The organism is Bradyrhizobium sp. CCBAU 53421, from assembly GCF_015291625.1.
GTDB lineage: Bacteria > Pseudomonadota > Alphaproteobacteria > Rhizobiales > Xanthobacteraceae > Bradyrhizobium.
Window position 1 is genome coordinate 6,773,524 of record NZ_CP030047.1, and the last position, 13,329, is coordinate 6,786,852.

Sequence of the window (13,329 nt, forward strand, 5' to 3'; positions counted from 1 at the left end):
ATGGCCGGGACCCGTGTGCCGGCGCAAATTCAGACGCGCTCCAGGTATCACGCCGCCGATATCCTGCTCCGACTCCTGAAAAGCCGGCGTCGTCCTGCGTCCGCTCGAGCCGAAGCGGCAATGCTCTCCGGAAGCGCGTTGGCGCCGGCAAAGCAGCGGGAGGTCCGGTTCGCGGATTTCGAAAGCGTCGCGAGGCTGAAGGAACGCGGGGGCCTTGCGAAAGACAGCCCGGAGAACTGGGATCGGCTCTGGCGACAAAATCCCGCGATGGCCGCCGCCAAATCGCAGCCAAGCATGGGGTGGGTGCTGGAGACCGAGCAGGGGATTGTCGGGTACCAGGGAAACATTCCCGTGCTCTACCGGCTCGAAAGCCGAACGATATTCGCCGCGACAGCCGCTGGCTTGGTGATCGACCCGGCGTACCGCACCCGCTGCATCGGCCTGCTGGCTTCGTTCTTTCGGCAGCGAGATGTCGAGCTCCTTGTCATCACGAACTCGACAGCATCGGTGGTCAATCAATCAAAAGCCCTTCACGCGAGGTCGTTGCCTGACCCCGACTACGACAAGATCTTGTTCTGGATCCTGGATGTCCATCAGTTCGCGCGGGTGCTCGCAACGAAGTTCGACGTCGGGAGCGGAATGGAGTCTGTTGGAGCTTTCCTTGCCTCGTCGGCCATGCGTTTGGATTCGCTCCGCCGCGGACCACGGGGTTGTCTGACCGGAATAACGGAAATCGATGTGAAGGACATCGGCGACGAATTCGAAGCGCTGTGGCGACGCAAATTGGGCGAGGCCCCTCGGTTGTTGGCCGACCGAAGTGCCGCCTCTCTCAGGTGGCACTTCACGCTCCCTGGGAGCTCTTCGACGGTTGCCGTGCTTTGCTGTCATCGATTTCAGCGCTTGGCGGGGTATGCCGTCGTGCTGCATGCGGTCGACCGCGAGACAGGTTTGCGACGGTCGATGCTTGCCGACATCCTGGTGGAGCAGGATGACGCAGACGTGACCGAGGCGCTGCTCGAGGCGGCCTATGCGAACGCGGTCGCTTCGGGCGGTCATCTCTTCGAGCTGGTCGGCGTGCCCGGACATATCAGGCAGATCCTGATGAGATGGAATCCCTACGTCAGGACTTACCCGACCGATCCGCTCATCTACAAGGCGACGGACGAGGGCCTGGCTCGCGCCCTCGAAGACGAAAGCGCCTGGTACGCCGGCCCGTTCGACGGCGACGCAACGCTGCTGCCGTGATGGCTCCGCTCAGCCGGCGCGGCGGAACGAGGCGGGTTGGACTCGTCGCCGTCAAAGTGCTGCCAGCACGGCCTTCGCGACATCGGCGGTGCCGTTGCTGCCGCCGAACTCGAACGGCTTGATACCGCCGGCATAGACCTTGTCGACCGCGCGCTCGATGCTTTCAGCCGCTTCGGCAGCGCTCTCAAGCCCGTGCTTGTCGGCGAGCCAGTCCAGCATCATCGCAGCCGACAGGATCATCGCGGTCGGGTTGGCCTTGCCCTGCCCCATGATGTCGGGCGCCGTGCCATGGCACGGCTGAAACACCGCGTAGCGGTCACCGATATCGGCCGACGGCGCCATGCCCATGCCGCCGATCAGACCGGCGGTAAGGTCGGACAGGATGTCGCCGAACATGTTCTCGGTCACCAAGACGTCGAAGTCCCACGGGCGCTTGACCAACGCAGCCGCGGTCGCGTCGATGTAGAGGTGGTCGGCCCTGACGTCGGGATGGCGCTTCGCGGTTTCGTCGAAGATGCTCCGGAAGAACGCGAACGCCTTGAACACGTTTGCCTTGTCGACGCAGGTCAGTCCGCCACCGACGCGGCCGCGCGCCTTGCGGCGTTCGGCAAGCCGGAACGAGAACTCGAACAGCCGCTCCGAGGTCCGGCGCGTGATCACCATCGTCTCGCGCGCCTCGCTCTCGGTGACGACGCCCTTGCCCATTGATGCGAACAGGCCTTCGGTCGATTCCCTGATCACCACGAGGTCGATGCCCTTCTGGTCGGCACCGACGATCGTGCTCGGCACGCCCGAAATCAGCCGCGCGGGCCGCACGCCGGCGTAGAGATCGAAGATCATGCGCAATTCGATCTGCGGCGCGATCTCGGTGTTGTCAGGATAGCGTACCGACGGAAGGCCGCAGGCGCCGAGCAGGATCGCATCGGCCTCCTCGCAGAGCCGGATCGTGCTCTCCGGCATCGACTTGCCGGTCTCCTTGTAATGGCCAGCGCCGGCCGGCGCCTCGGTGAAGCGGAACTTGAGCCCGGCCGATGCCTCGATCTTGCGCAGCACCTCGAGCGCCGGCGCCATCACCTCGGGACCGATACCATCGCCACCGAGGACTGCGATATGGAGTGCGTCGTTGGCGGACATGGGAGACTCCGAAAAGATGATCGTCATTCCGGGGCGATGCGCAGCATCGAACCCGGAATCTCGGGATTCCGGGTCTGCTTCGCGCCCCGGAATGACAGCAGCGAAATCTACGGCGTCAGCACCGCGCGGCCAACGAGCTGGCCCTTCTGCAGATTGGTCAGCGCCTCGTTCGCCTTGGCGAGCGGCATCGGCGTCACCGGGATCGCCGGAATCTTCTTCTCGCGCACCAGGTCAAGCAGCTCCTGCGTCTCGCGCAGATTGCCGACATAACTGCCCTGGATGGTGACCGCCTTGATCGGGATCAGCGGCAACGCCCACGTCGCGCCACCGCCGAACAGGCCGACGATCACGAGCTTGCCGCCCTTGGTCAGGCAGTCGAAGCCGAGCTGCGAGGTCTGGGCGTTGCCGACCAGGTCGATCGCGGCGCGGATCGGCTGCCCCGCCTTCTTGATGAGCTGCTCCAGCGCGTCGGGCGCCTTGCCGTCGACGGTCGCGAGCGCGCCGGCGGCTTCGGCCGCCTCGCGCTTCCGGGCGTCGATATCGACCACGATCGCGCCCTTGCCGCCCATCGCCTTCAGCAGCGAGAGTGCCATCAGGCCAAGGCCACCGGCGCCGAAGATCACGATCGGCGTGTCGAGGTCCTTCTCGACCTTCTTCAGCGCGCTGTAGGTCGTGACTCCGGAGCAGGCGTAAGGCGCGGCCGTGACCGGATCGAGCCCCTTGAGGTTGAGCAGATATTTCGGATGCGGCACCGTCATGTGATCGGCATAGCCGCCGTCGCAATAAACGCCGAGCGCATTCGGCTTGATCGCGCACATGTTCTCGTCGCCGCCGAGGCAGGTCGGACATTTGCCGCAGCCGAGCCAGGGATAGGCCAGCGCGACATCGCCGACCTTGAGGCCGCCCTTGTCGGCGTCCTTGACGTCAGGCCCGAAGGCCACGATTTCGCCGACAGTCTCATGGCCCATCGTGCGCGGCAGCGAGACGCCGCGATCCTTCAGTGACAGGGGCTTGCGGCCGTGGCCGAGATCGTAGCCGCCCTCCCAGATGTGCAGGTCGCTGTGGCAGACGCCGGCGGCCTTCACCTTGATCAGCACCTGCGTGCCCGACGGCTGCGGCGTCGGCTGATCGACTTCTTTCAAGGGGGCGTTGAAATCGACGACCTGGAAACTCTTCATCGCTGTTCTCCCGAAGCTTGTTCTTGAGGCGGACCTTGCCACGCCAGCCCGCCCGGGACAAACGCTCAAGACCCCATTTTCGCGCAAGCCGCCATGCGGCCCGCTCGAATGCCAAGGCCTGACTTTCAAACCGTGACCATCAAGGCGTGACTATTCAGATCAGCGGATGATGGCAAGCCGCGAACTGGCCGGACGCAACCAGGCGCAGTTCCGGCACCTCGCTCGAACAGCGCGCATCGGCCCGCGGACAGCGGGTGCGAAAGCGGCAGCCGGAGGGTGGCGCGATCGGCGATGGTGGCTCGCCGACCGGCACGCTCTGGGTCGGCCGGATATCCGGATCCGGCACCGGGATCGCTTCGATGAGCAGCGCGGTATAAGGATGCGCGGGGCGCGCAAACAGCTGCTCCGACGGACCGACCTCGCAGAGCCGGCCGAGATACATCACCGCGACGCGATCCGAGACCGCCTTCACCACGGCGAGGTCGTGGGCGATGAACAGCAGGGTCAGGCCGTAGCGCGCCTTCATCTCCTCCAGCAGATTGAGGATCTGGGCACGGATCGAGACGTCAAGCGCGGATACCGGCTCGTCGCAGATCACGAATTCCGGATTGAGCACCAGCGAGCGCGCGATGCAGATACGCTGGCATTGTCCGCCGGAGAATTCGTGCGGCAGGCGCCCACTCACCAGCGCGGGATCGAGGCCGACCGCCGACAGCACCTCGCTGACGCGCCGCTTGCGTTCCTCGGGATCCTTGACGCCCGCGATCACCAGCGGCTCGGCGACGATATCGCCGATCCGCCGCCGCGGATTGAGCGAGGCAATCGGGTCCTGGAAGATCAGCTGCACGCGCCGGCGCATCTTGCGCAGCGGCTCGCCCTTCAGGGTGGTGAGATCGTGGCCGTCGAACAGCACCTTGCCGGAGACGGCCTGGCGCAACTGCAGCACGGCGCGGCCGAGCGTCGACTTGCCGCAGCCGGATTCGCCGACCAGCCCCAGCGTCTCGCCGCGCGCGATCTCGAGGCTGACGCCGGAGACGGCATGGATGGTCTTGCCCCCCACCGAATATTCGACGACGAGGTTTTCCACCTTCATCAGCGGATTGGATGCAGCCTGCAACATCAAGCGCTCCCTCCCGCCGCGATCGGATGGAAGCAGGCGTAGAGATGCTCCAACGTCTCCGCCGGACTGAGCCGCGGCTTCTCCGTGGTGCAGCGCCCGGCGGAATAGCGGCAGCGCGGCGAGAACGAGCAGCCCTTGAGCGGCCGGGTCGGATCGGGCGGCCGTCCGGAAATCGCCGGCAGCGGCGTATGCGGCGCGACATCGAGCTTCGGCAGCGCGGCAAGCAGCGCCTCGGTGTAGGGCATCCGCATTTGCTTGAACAAGGCTGGCGTCGGCGCGCGCTCGACGACCCGCCCCGCATACATCACCGCGACCTCGTCGGTGCGGCCGGCGACCACGCCGAGGTCGTGCGTGATGATGATCATCGCCATGTGCCGGCGCTGCTGCTCGCGCGCCAGGAGATCGAGGATCTGGGCCTGGATCGTGACGTCGAGCGCCGTGGTCGGCTCGTCGGCGATCAGCAGTTTTGGCTCGCAGGACAGCGCCACCGCGATCGCGACGCGCTGACGCATGCCGCCTGAGAGCTGATGCGGATACTGCGCCAGCCGCTGCTCGGGCGCGGGAATGCCGACCGCCGCCAAGAGTTCGATGCTGCGCTGCCTCGCCTGGGCAAGATCGAGCTCGAGATGTTCGACAATGGTCTCGATCAGCTGGGTGCCGATGGTCAGCACCGGATTGAGCGAGGTCATGGGATCCTGGAACACCACCGCCAGCGAGCGGCCGCGCAGCTTGCGCAATCTCTCCGCCGACAGTGTCGTGAGATCCTGGCCGTCGAACATCACGCGGCCGGACAGCTTCGCCTTCTTCGGCAGCAGCTGCAGGACAGCCCGCGACAGCATGGTCTTGCCACAACCGGACTCGCCGACAATGCCGAGCGTTTTGCCGGCGCCTACGGCGAGATCGACGTGATCGACCGCCCGCAGATTGCCGCGCGGCGTCGGCAGGTCGACCACCGCGTTCTCGACCGAAAGCAGCGCCCCGCTCATAGCGCACCCTGCCTGGGGTCGGTCAGCGCGCGCATCGTGTCGCCGATCAGGTTGAACGAAAGCACCGTCAGGAACATCGCGATCGCCGGAATGAAGGCGAGTTGCGGCGCCACCTCGAGGCTTTCACGTCCCTCCCCGATCATACTGCCCCAACTCGAGATCGGCGGCGGCACGCCGAGGCCGAGGAACGACAGCGAGCCCTCGACCACGATCGTCACGGCGACGCCGAGCAGGAAGAACGCGACCAGCGGCAGCAGCACGTTCGGCAGCAGCTCACGCAGCAGGATGCGCGCATGGGTGGCGCCGAGCGCCTGCGCCGCGACGACGAATTCGCGCCGCGCCAGCGTCAAGGTCGCGGCCCGCGCCACCCGCATGAAGGCGGGAATCCCGAGCACGCCGAGGATGCAGGTCAGGTTGAAGATCGACTGGCCGAGATAGGCGGTGACCGCAAGCGCCAGGATCAGTGGCGGGAATGCCAGCAGCACATCCATGCTGCCGACCACGAAGGATTCGAAACGGCCGCGGAAATAGCCGGCGAGGATGCCGAGCGCGCCGCCGATGGTGACCCCGATCATCGGTGCGCAGAGGCCGACGATCAGCGAGATGCGCGCGCCATAGATCAGCCGCGACAGCTCGTCGCGGCCGAGGCCGTCGGTGCCGAGCCAATGCTCGGCCGAGATCGGCGCCCGCCGCTCCAGCATGTCCATGTCGGTCGGGCTCGGCAGCGGCAGGAAGTCGGCGAAGATCGCGACCGCGAACACCAGCACCATCCAGCCGATCGCGAACCAGAACAGCATGCCGAGCCGGCGGCGCCGCACCGGTGTCGCAACGGCCTCGTCCTCGAGGCTCAGCTCAAGCGTGGCCATGGCGGATCCTCGGGTCGAGCACGGCGTACAGCAGGTCGACGATGAAGTTCATGATCACGAAGCCCGCCGCGACCAGCAGCACCACGCCCTGCAGGATGATGAGGTCGCGGGTATAGATCGCGCCGACCAGCAGGCGGCCGATCCCCGGCAGAGCGAAAATGGACTCGACGATGACGGCGCCGCCGATCAGACGGCCGATATTGATGCCGGTGATGGTGACGAGGGTCAGCGACGACGGCTTCAGCGCGTGCACGAACAGGATGCGCGCAGGCTTGAGGCCCTTCGCCTTGGCGAGCGCGATATAGTCCTCCTGCAGCGCTGCGATCATGTCGGAGCGCAACACCCGCATGATGCCCGGCCATTCCGCAAGCCCGAGCGTCAGCGCCGGCAGCACCATGAAGCGCAGGTTGGCGACCGGGTCCTCGGTGAACGGCACGTAGCCCGTTGCCGGCAACAGCCGCAGCTCGACCGCAAACAAATAGATCAGGAGGATCGCGGACAGGAAGGTCGGCACCGACAGCATGCCGAAGGCCGATCCGGTCATGAGGCGGTCGAACGCGGAGCCCGCCTTGGCGGCGCAGGCGATCGCGAGCGGCACGCCGATCACAAGCCCGATCAGCTCGGCCAGGATCATCAGCTCGAACGAGATCGGGACGCGTTCGCTGACCGCCTGCCACACGGTCTGCCCAGTGCGGAAGGATCGTCCGAAATCACCCTGCAGAATGTGCCACAGCCAGCCGAGATAGCGCAGCCAGATCGGCTGATCGAGCCCCAAGTCGTGACGCAGGGCCGCGACGTTCTCAGGCGTCGCCTGGTCGCCGAGGATCACGTAAGCGAGATCGCCGGGCAGCAGCGAGGCGATCACGAAAGTCAGGACCGAGACCGCGATCAGCACCGGCACCAGGTACAGGAGCCTGCGCGCGACAAAGAACAGCATGAAAGGCTATTCCTTCCAGGCGTAGGAGACGTCGAGCACTCCGTTGAACATTTTCGGCACGCCCTTCACCTTCACGCTCGAGAGCGCGTAGTAGGTGTTCTGGAAGGTCCAGAACCAGATCGCCTCCTTGTTGATCAGGCGGCTGATCGCGCAATAGTCCTCGGTACGCTGAGCGACATCGGCGGTGGTTCGCGCATGCTCCAGCAGCCGGTCGAGTTCCGGATTGGAGTAGTTCGCCAGCGCGACCGGGCTGCCGGTGTGGAAATTGGCGTACATCTGCGGATCGGGATCGGCGAGATCGACGATGCGCCACGGCGTGAGCTGGAACTGGCGCATGAAGGCGCGCGGCGGAATGGTCGCCTGATCGACCTGCTCGATCTCCATGTTGGCGCCGATGCGCTTCCAGAATTGCTGCAGCACCTGACCGCCAGTGCGGCCGCGCGGCGTCGCCGTGACCAGCATCTTGAACTCGACCGGTTTGCCGTAGTCCTTGAGCAGCGCCTTGGCCTTTTCGACATCGAACGGCAACGCGCCGTCATCCTTGCACTTCACCCAGGAACCGTCGCCGTAGGGATTGCTGGCCGGTCGCGCCAGGCCATTGGTAATCGCTTGCGACATCTTGTTGCGGTCGAGCGCCATCACCAGCGCCTGGCGCACGCGTACGTCGTCGAACGGCGGGACCTTGGTGTTGAAGGCAGCGACTGCGGCCCCCGAGCCCTCATAGGTATGGACGGTCAGACTCGTGTCCTTGCGCGCCTTGATAATGTTGTCGGCGTCGGCCTCGTCGTCCCAGATGATGTCGGCCTCGCCCGATTGCAGGGAGGCAAAGCGCGACTGCGCGTCCGGCAGCGGCTTCAGGATGATGCGGTCGAGATAGGGCTTGCCCTTGTCCCAATAATCCGGGTTCTTCTCCAGCACCATGCGATCGCCGGCAGTCCAGGATTTCAGGATGTAGGGGCCGGTGCCGACGGGATTGCGATTGTAGTCGTCGCCCTTGGTCTTCCAGGCCGTCGGCGACTGCATCACATTGTTGGAGCTTTGAATGGATTGCGTCGCCGGGAAGTTCACCGCCGGGTCGCTGAAATTGTAGCGCACCGTGAGGTCATCGATGACGTCCACGCTTTTGATGCTGGTAATGTAGAACGCGCAGCGGCACTTGTTGGCCGGATCCTTCTGGCGGTCGAAGTTCTCCTTCACCGCCTGCGCATTGAACGGCGTGCCGTCGTGGAATTTGACGCCCGGCCGCAGCTTGATGGTCCAGGTCTTGAAGTCCTCGGCATGCTCCCAGGACAGCGCGAGCTTCGGTACCGGCTCGCCCTTCCCGTCGAGCGTCATCAGCGTGTCGAAGATCGCGGCCGCCGCGGTGTTGGCCGATGTGTCGTAGACGCCGACCTTGAGCGGGTCGAAGCCCGGAATGTCCAGTTCCTGGCCGACGGTGAGCGTACCGCCCTGCTTCTGCGCATGGGCCGGTGCAGCGAACGCTGCTGCGCCTAATCCCGCCACAAGAAATATGCGCGCAACCGCGTGCGCGCGCCCGGCCAACTTCATCGATGCTCCCTCCCAAGTGGGCGACGTCCGGTGTTCCGGATCGTCGTATGTCGGGCGGCAGCTTGTCCGGAATCGTCGCGCGCGACAAGACCGTAAAACGGATGAAAAGCCGCAGGGCGATCACGATGCGATCTCGTAAGCTCGCATCGTGATCTCATCTGCTTGTTCGAGCATGATCTTTCGGAAAGCCGGTACCCACTTTTCCGGATCATGCTTTAACTGCTCGCCGCCTTTGCCGGTTGCGCTGCGAAGCCTGCGATCTGAACCTCGGAGAGGCCGATCTCATTCAGATAGGACAGCGTGTGCTCGCCGAGCGTCGACATCCGCTTGCGTGCGCCGACCGCAGCGCCCGACATCCGGAACGGCAGATTGAGCACCTTGAAGCTGCCCCCGCCGTCCGCAACCTCGGCCAATGCGCGGCGATGGGCGATTTGCGGATCGGCGAGTGCCTCGCGCACCGTGCGATAGGCCGACGACGGCACGCCATATTCATTGAGCGCGGCAAGGCAAGCCTGCGTGCTGACCGCGCGCGACCACGCCTCGACGCCCTCCATCAGGCCGGCCCAATTGTCCCGCCGATCGGAATATTTGGCGAAGCGCGGATCGGACACCCATTCGGGCCGGCCGATCACCTGCATCAGGTTCTGGAACGTCTTCTCGCTGGCGATCGCCACCATCACGTAGCCGTCGGTGGTTTCGATCGGGCCGAACATCGGCCGCTGGGTCTGCTTCACCTCGAATTGCGACCACTGCAACTCGTTCAGGGTCAGGCTCAGCATCGACTCCAGCATCGAGACATCGATGTGCTGGCCCTTGCCGCTGGCGCTGCGCTGATAGAGCGCAGCCGAGATCGCGCCGAAGGCGTAGACCCCGGTCAGCACGTCGGCGTGATAGATGCCGCAATAATCCGGCCGGCTGCGGCCCGGCTGGTAGGCGAGATGCGCCATCTCGTAGCCCGAGGCGGCATGGATCACCGGCGCATAGGCCGGCAATTCCGCCGACGGGCCGGTCTGGCCGTAGCCGGAGATCGAGCAAAAGATCAGCTTCGGATTGATGTCCCGGACCGAGGCATAATCGAGCTTGAGCCGCCGCATCACGCCGGGGCGGAAATTCTCCACCAGCACGTCGGCGGTGGCGATCAGCCGGCGCACGGCTTCGACGCCGGCCGGCGACTTCAGATCGAGCACCAGGCTGTTCTTGCCGATATTGAGCTGGCCGAACGCCGTCGAGCAATTGTTGCGCACCGGCGGCCGCGTCCGCATCGTCTCGCCCTCGGCGGGCTCGATCTTGATCACCTCCGCGCCCATGTCGGCGAGCATCCGCGTGCAATGAGGTCCGGCGATCGTGGTCGAAAAATCGAGCACGCGAAGGCCGTCAAAGCTCCGTGTCAAATTCCCCTCATCGTCAGCAGCTATTGTCGTTGCCAAGGCTTCCTCCAGCTTCGTCATGATGCGTCGTTCGGCGCGGCGTGACCCTAAAGTGAGCCGCCCTGACAGGAAAGCGTCTCGTCCAGACCGGGACCGCGGGCCGTCTTGCATTTTACTCAAAGGCAGATTGGACCCGATCTTGCATAGCCCTGTCACGGGCTGGAACGAGGGCGCTTGTTGAAGGTCTTATTCGTCACGACGGAGATGGACGATTTCGTCCGCGTGGGCGGGCTCGGCGCCGTTTCCGCAGCACTTCCCCGGGCGCTCCGCCCCTGGAGCGACGTCAGGATCATGCTTCCCGGCTACCGGGACGTGGTCGAACAGTTCACTCACATTGAAATCGTTGGACAATGCGCTGGCCTCGCCGAGATGCCGGCCTGCACGCTCGGCCGCGCAGCGACCAAGGACGGGCTGCCGGTCTATGTGCTGCTGTGTCCGCAACTCTACGACCGGCCGGGCAATCCCTATGGCGATGAGTCCGGCCGCGACTGGCCCGACAACGACATCCGTTTCGGCCGCTTTGCCTCAGCCGCTGCCGAACTTGCAGCCGGAACGCTGGACAAGAATTGGGCAGCGGACCTCGTTCACGCCAACGATTGGCAGGCCGCGCTCACACCGGCCTACCTCGCATGGCGCGAGGCGCGGATTCCGTCGATCCTGACCATCCACAATCTCGCCTATCAGGGCCTGTTCCCGAAGGACTCGCTGCGGCGGATCGGCGCACCGGAAAGCTCTTTCCACATCGACGGGCTGGAGTTCTACGACAAGCTGTCCTTCCTCAAGGGCGGCCTCGTCTACGCTTCGCATCTGACCACCGTCAGCGCGACCTATGCGAAGGAGATCACCACCGCCGAGCTCGGCTGCGGGCTGGAAGGCCTGCTGCGCGTCCGCTCCGACGCCGACCAGCTGACCGGCATCCTGAACGGCATCGACGAGAGCTGGGACCCGCGCCACTGCGCGCAACTGGCTCAGCCGTTCGGCGCCGGCGACTGGAAGGGCAAGCAGGCCAACGCCGACTATGTCCGCCGGCAGTTCGGGCTCGCGGTCTCGCGCGGGCCGATCTTCGGCCTGGTCGCGCGGCTCGTGCATCAGAAGGGCGTCGACCTCGTGCTGTCGGCCGCCGACGAGATCATCAGGGACGGCGGACAGATCGTCGTCACCGGCAGCGGCGAGCCCGCGATCGAGGATGCGCTGGTGGCCGCACATCGGCGCCGGCCCGACGCGATCGGCGTCATCATCGGCTTCAATGACGCGCAGGCGCGCCGGATCTTCGCCGGCAGCGATTTCACCCTGATGCCGTCGCGCTTCGAGCCCTGCGGCCTCAGCCAGATGTATGCGCAGCGCTTCGGCTCGCTGCCGATCGGCCACCAGACCGGCGGGCTTGCGGAAACCATCGCCGACGGCGAGACCGGCTTCCTGTTCGCGCAGCCATCGGCGGAATCCTTCCTCGGCGGCGTCAGGCGCGCCTTCGACGCCTACCGCGCCAAGGATCGCCTCAACGCCATGCGCGCCAGCGCAATGGCCAAGTCCTACAGCTGGGATCTGTCAGCCGCGTGCTACAGCGCGCTGTACAAGAGGCTGATCATGCGCCGGACAGCCGCACAAAGTGCCCGCCTCGCAAGCTTGTGAAGTCGGCCACGCTGGTATTCCAGCCGCCTTGTAACATTCAGCCTCCGCCGCCGCACCTATTCGTGCGATCATGTCGGCGCCCACGGCCTTTTGCCTGGACGATTGCGCACACATGAAATTGGCAATGATGGACTTTTTGCAAAACCCCTTTGCGATGGAGCAACATCATGGACGTCAACGAGGAGCGTCTTAATTCATTCATGGGAAAGATGATTGGCGATGTCGGCGCGGCGATGAACGCCTCACTGATGCTGCTGGGAGACAAGCTCGGGCTCTACAAGACGCTCGCGCAGCAAGGACCGATGAATGCCGCGGCCCTCGCCAAGGCAACGGGAACAGCCGGGCGTTACGTTCAGGAATGGCTCTCGGCACAGGCCGCTTCCGGCTACGTCGAGTACGACAGCGCGACCGGAAAATTCTCGATGCTGCCCGAGCAGGCGCTCGCGCTGGCCGACGAGGAGAGCCCGGTCTTCCTCGGCGCGGTGGGAAGCCTCGTCGGCGCGACCTTTCTCGACGAGCCGCAAATCACCGACGCGTTCAAGACCGGCAAGGGCGTCGGCTGGAACAAGCGCAGCGAGTGCCTGTTCTGCGGCACCGCGCGGTTCTTCCGCACCAGCTACAAGCACTATCTGGTGCAGGAATGGCTGCCGGCGCTCGAAGGCGTCGTCGACAAGCTGAAGAAGGGCGCCGTCGTCGCCGACGTCGGCTGCGGCCACGGCGTCTCGACCCGGTTGATGGCGGAGGCGTTTCCGAAATCAACCTTCTATGGCTTCGACTATCACGACGGCTCGATCCAGGCGGCGCGGCTGTCCGCGAAGGAGGCCGGATTGTCGGATCGCGTCCATTTCCAGACCCATTCCGCCAAGGACTTCCCTGCCAACAAGTATGACCTGGTGTGCTTCTTCGACTGCCTGCACGACATGGGGGATCCGGTCGGTGCCCTCAAGCACACCCGTGCCACCCTCGCCGACGACGGCACCTGCCTGTTGATCGAGCCGTTCGCCAATGACCGGCTGGAGGACAACCTCAATCCGATCGGACGCGTCTACTACGCGGCCTCGACGATGATCTGTACGCCGGCGTCGCTGGACCAGGAGGTCGGGCTTGCACTCGGCGCGCAGGCCGGCGAGACCAGGCTGCGCGAGGTGGCGCGTCAGGGTGGCTTCTCGCGCTTCCGCCGGGCGGCGGAAACGCCGTTCAACCTGATCCTGGAAGCTCGCCCATAACATCGCTCGCGCGATTGGGCGGCGGTGCCACAC

General features: G+C 65.2%; 11 protein-coding genes. 3 read left to right on the plus strand and 8 right to left on the minus strand.

Annotated features, from left to right (window positions below; all coding sequences use genetic code 11):
• Nucleotides 1-1,245 (plus strand): hypothetical protein, encoded by a 1,245-nt coding sequence (locus tag XH92_RS31905; protein WP_194455676.1) that lies wholly within the window; start codon nt 1-3, stop codon nt 1,243-1,245.
• Nucleotides 1,246-1,296: 51 nt separating this feature from the next.
• On the opposite strand, the gene XH92_RS31910 is transcribed toward XH92_RS31905, so the two are convergent.
• The 8 genes from XH92_RS31910 to XH92_RS31945 form a co-directional block, all read right to left on the minus strand.
• On the minus strand, nt 1,297-2,379 hold the full coding sequence (locus tag XH92_RS31910) for an isocitrate/isopropylmalate dehydrogenase family protein (RefSeq protein ID WP_194455677.1): 1,083 nt from the start codon (nt 2,377-2,379) through the stop codon (nt 1,297-1,299).
• A 107-nt stretch (nt 2,380-2,486) separates the two neighbouring features.
• A complete protein-coding gene (locus XH92_RS31915) occupies nt 2,487-3,557 on the minus strand; it encodes an alcohol dehydrogenase (protein WP_050629650.1) in 1,071 nt (356 codons plus the stop codon).
• A gap of 154 nt (nt 3,558-3,711) precedes the next feature.
• On the minus strand, nt 3,712-4,677 hold the full coding sequence (locus tag XH92_RS31920) for an ABC transporter ATP-binding protein (RefSeq protein ID WP_194455678.1): 966 nt from the start codon (nt 4,675-4,677) through the stop codon (nt 3,712-3,714).
• Nucleotides 4,677-5,663, minus strand: a complete 987-nt coding sequence (locus XH92_RS31925; RefSeq protein WP_194455679.1) for an ABC transporter ATP-binding protein — start codon at nt 5,661-5,663, stop codon at nt 4,677-4,679. Before XH92_RS31925 ends, XH92_RS31920 begins: the two co-directional genes overlap by 1 nt.
• Nucleotides 5,660-6,529 carry an ABC transporter permease gene (locus XH92_RS31930; RefSeq protein ID WP_194455680.1) on the minus strand — a complete coding sequence of 290 codons (870 nt, stop codon included), beginning with the start codon at nt 6,527-6,529 and terminating at the stop codon, nt 5,660-5,662. Before XH92_RS31930 ends, XH92_RS31925 begins: the two co-directional genes overlap by 4 nt.
• Entirely contained in the window at nt 6,516-7,466 is a 951-nt protein-coding gene (locus XH92_RS31935) for an ABC transporter permease (protein WP_194455681.1), read from the minus strand. Before XH92_RS31935 ends, XH92_RS31930 begins: the two co-directional genes overlap by 14 nt.
• 6 nt (nt 7,467-7,472) lie before the next feature.
• Entirely contained in the window at nt 7,473-9,014 is a 1,542-nt protein-coding gene (locus XH92_RS31940) for an ABC transporter substrate-binding protein (protein ID WP_194455682.1), read from the minus strand.
• Between the two features lie 215 nt (nt 9,015-9,229).
• Complete coding sequence (locus XH92_RS31945; RefSeq protein ID WP_194455683.1) at nt 9,230-10,462, minus strand: CaiB/BaiF CoA-transferase family protein; 1,233 nt, start codon at nt 10,460-10,462, stop codon at nt 9,230-9,232.
• A 156-nt stretch (nt 10,463-10,618) separates the two neighbouring features.
• Between XH92_RS31945 and glgA the strand changes: the two genes are divergently transcribed.
• Nucleotides 10,619-12,070, plus strand: coding sequence for a glycogen synthase GlgA (gene glgA / locus XH92_RS31950; RefSeq protein WP_194455684.1), 1,452 nt, complete (start codon nt 10,619-10,621; stop codon nt 12,068-12,070).
• A 167-nt stretch (nt 12,071-12,237) separates the two neighbouring features.
• Nucleotides 12,238-13,296 carry a class I SAM-dependent methyltransferase gene (locus XH92_RS31955; protein WP_194455685.1) on the plus strand — a complete coding sequence of 353 codons (1,059 nt, stop codon included), beginning with the start codon at nt 12,238-12,240 and terminating at the stop codon, nt 13,294-13,296.
• The last annotated feature ends 33 nt before the right edge of the window (nt 13,297-13,329 follow it).

Excerpts from the sequence above, each read along its gene's own strand:
- XH92_RS31930 (WP_194455680.1), bottom strand. The coding sequence starts at position 6,529 with ATGGCCACGCTTGAGCTGAGCCTCGAGGACGAGGCCGTTGCGACACCG.
- XH92_RS31945 (WP_194455683.1), bottom strand. The coding sequence starts at position 10,462 with ATGACGAAGCTGGAGGAAGCCTTGGCAACGACAATAGCTGCTGACGAT.
- XH92_RS31935 (WP_194455681.1), bottom strand. The coding sequence starts at position 7,466 with ATGCTGTTCTTTGTCGCGCGCAGGCTCCTGTACCTGGTGCCGGTGCTG.
- XH92_RS31920 (WP_194455678.1), bottom strand. The coding sequence starts at position 4,677 with ATGTTGCAGGCTGCATCCAATCCGCTGATGAAGGTGGAAAACCTCGTC.
- XH92_RS31955 (WP_194455685.1), top strand. The coding sequence starts at position 12,238 with ATGGACGTCAACGAGGAGCGTCTTAATTCATTCATGGGAAAGATGATT.
- XH92_RS31910 (WP_194455677.1), bottom strand. The coding sequence starts at position 2,379 with ATGTCCGCCAACGACGCACTCCATATCGCAGTCCTCGGTGGCGATGGT.
- XH92_RS31940 (WP_194455682.1), bottom strand. The coding sequence starts at position 9,014 with ATGAAGTTGGCCGGGCGCGCGCACGCGGTTGCGCGCATATTTCTTGTG.
- XH92_RS31905 (WP_194455676.1), top strand. The coding sequence starts at position 1 with ATGGCCGGGACCCGTGTGCCGGCGCAAATTCAGACGCGCTCCAGGTAT.
- XH92_RS31915 (WP_050629650.1), bottom strand. The coding sequence starts at position 3,557 with ATGAAGAGTTTCCAGGTCGTCGATTTCAACGCCCCCTTGAAAGAAGTC.
- XH92_RS31925 (WP_194455679.1), bottom strand. The coding sequence starts at position 5,663 with ATGAGCGGGGCGCTGCTTTCGGTCGAGAACGCGGTGGTCGACCTGCCG.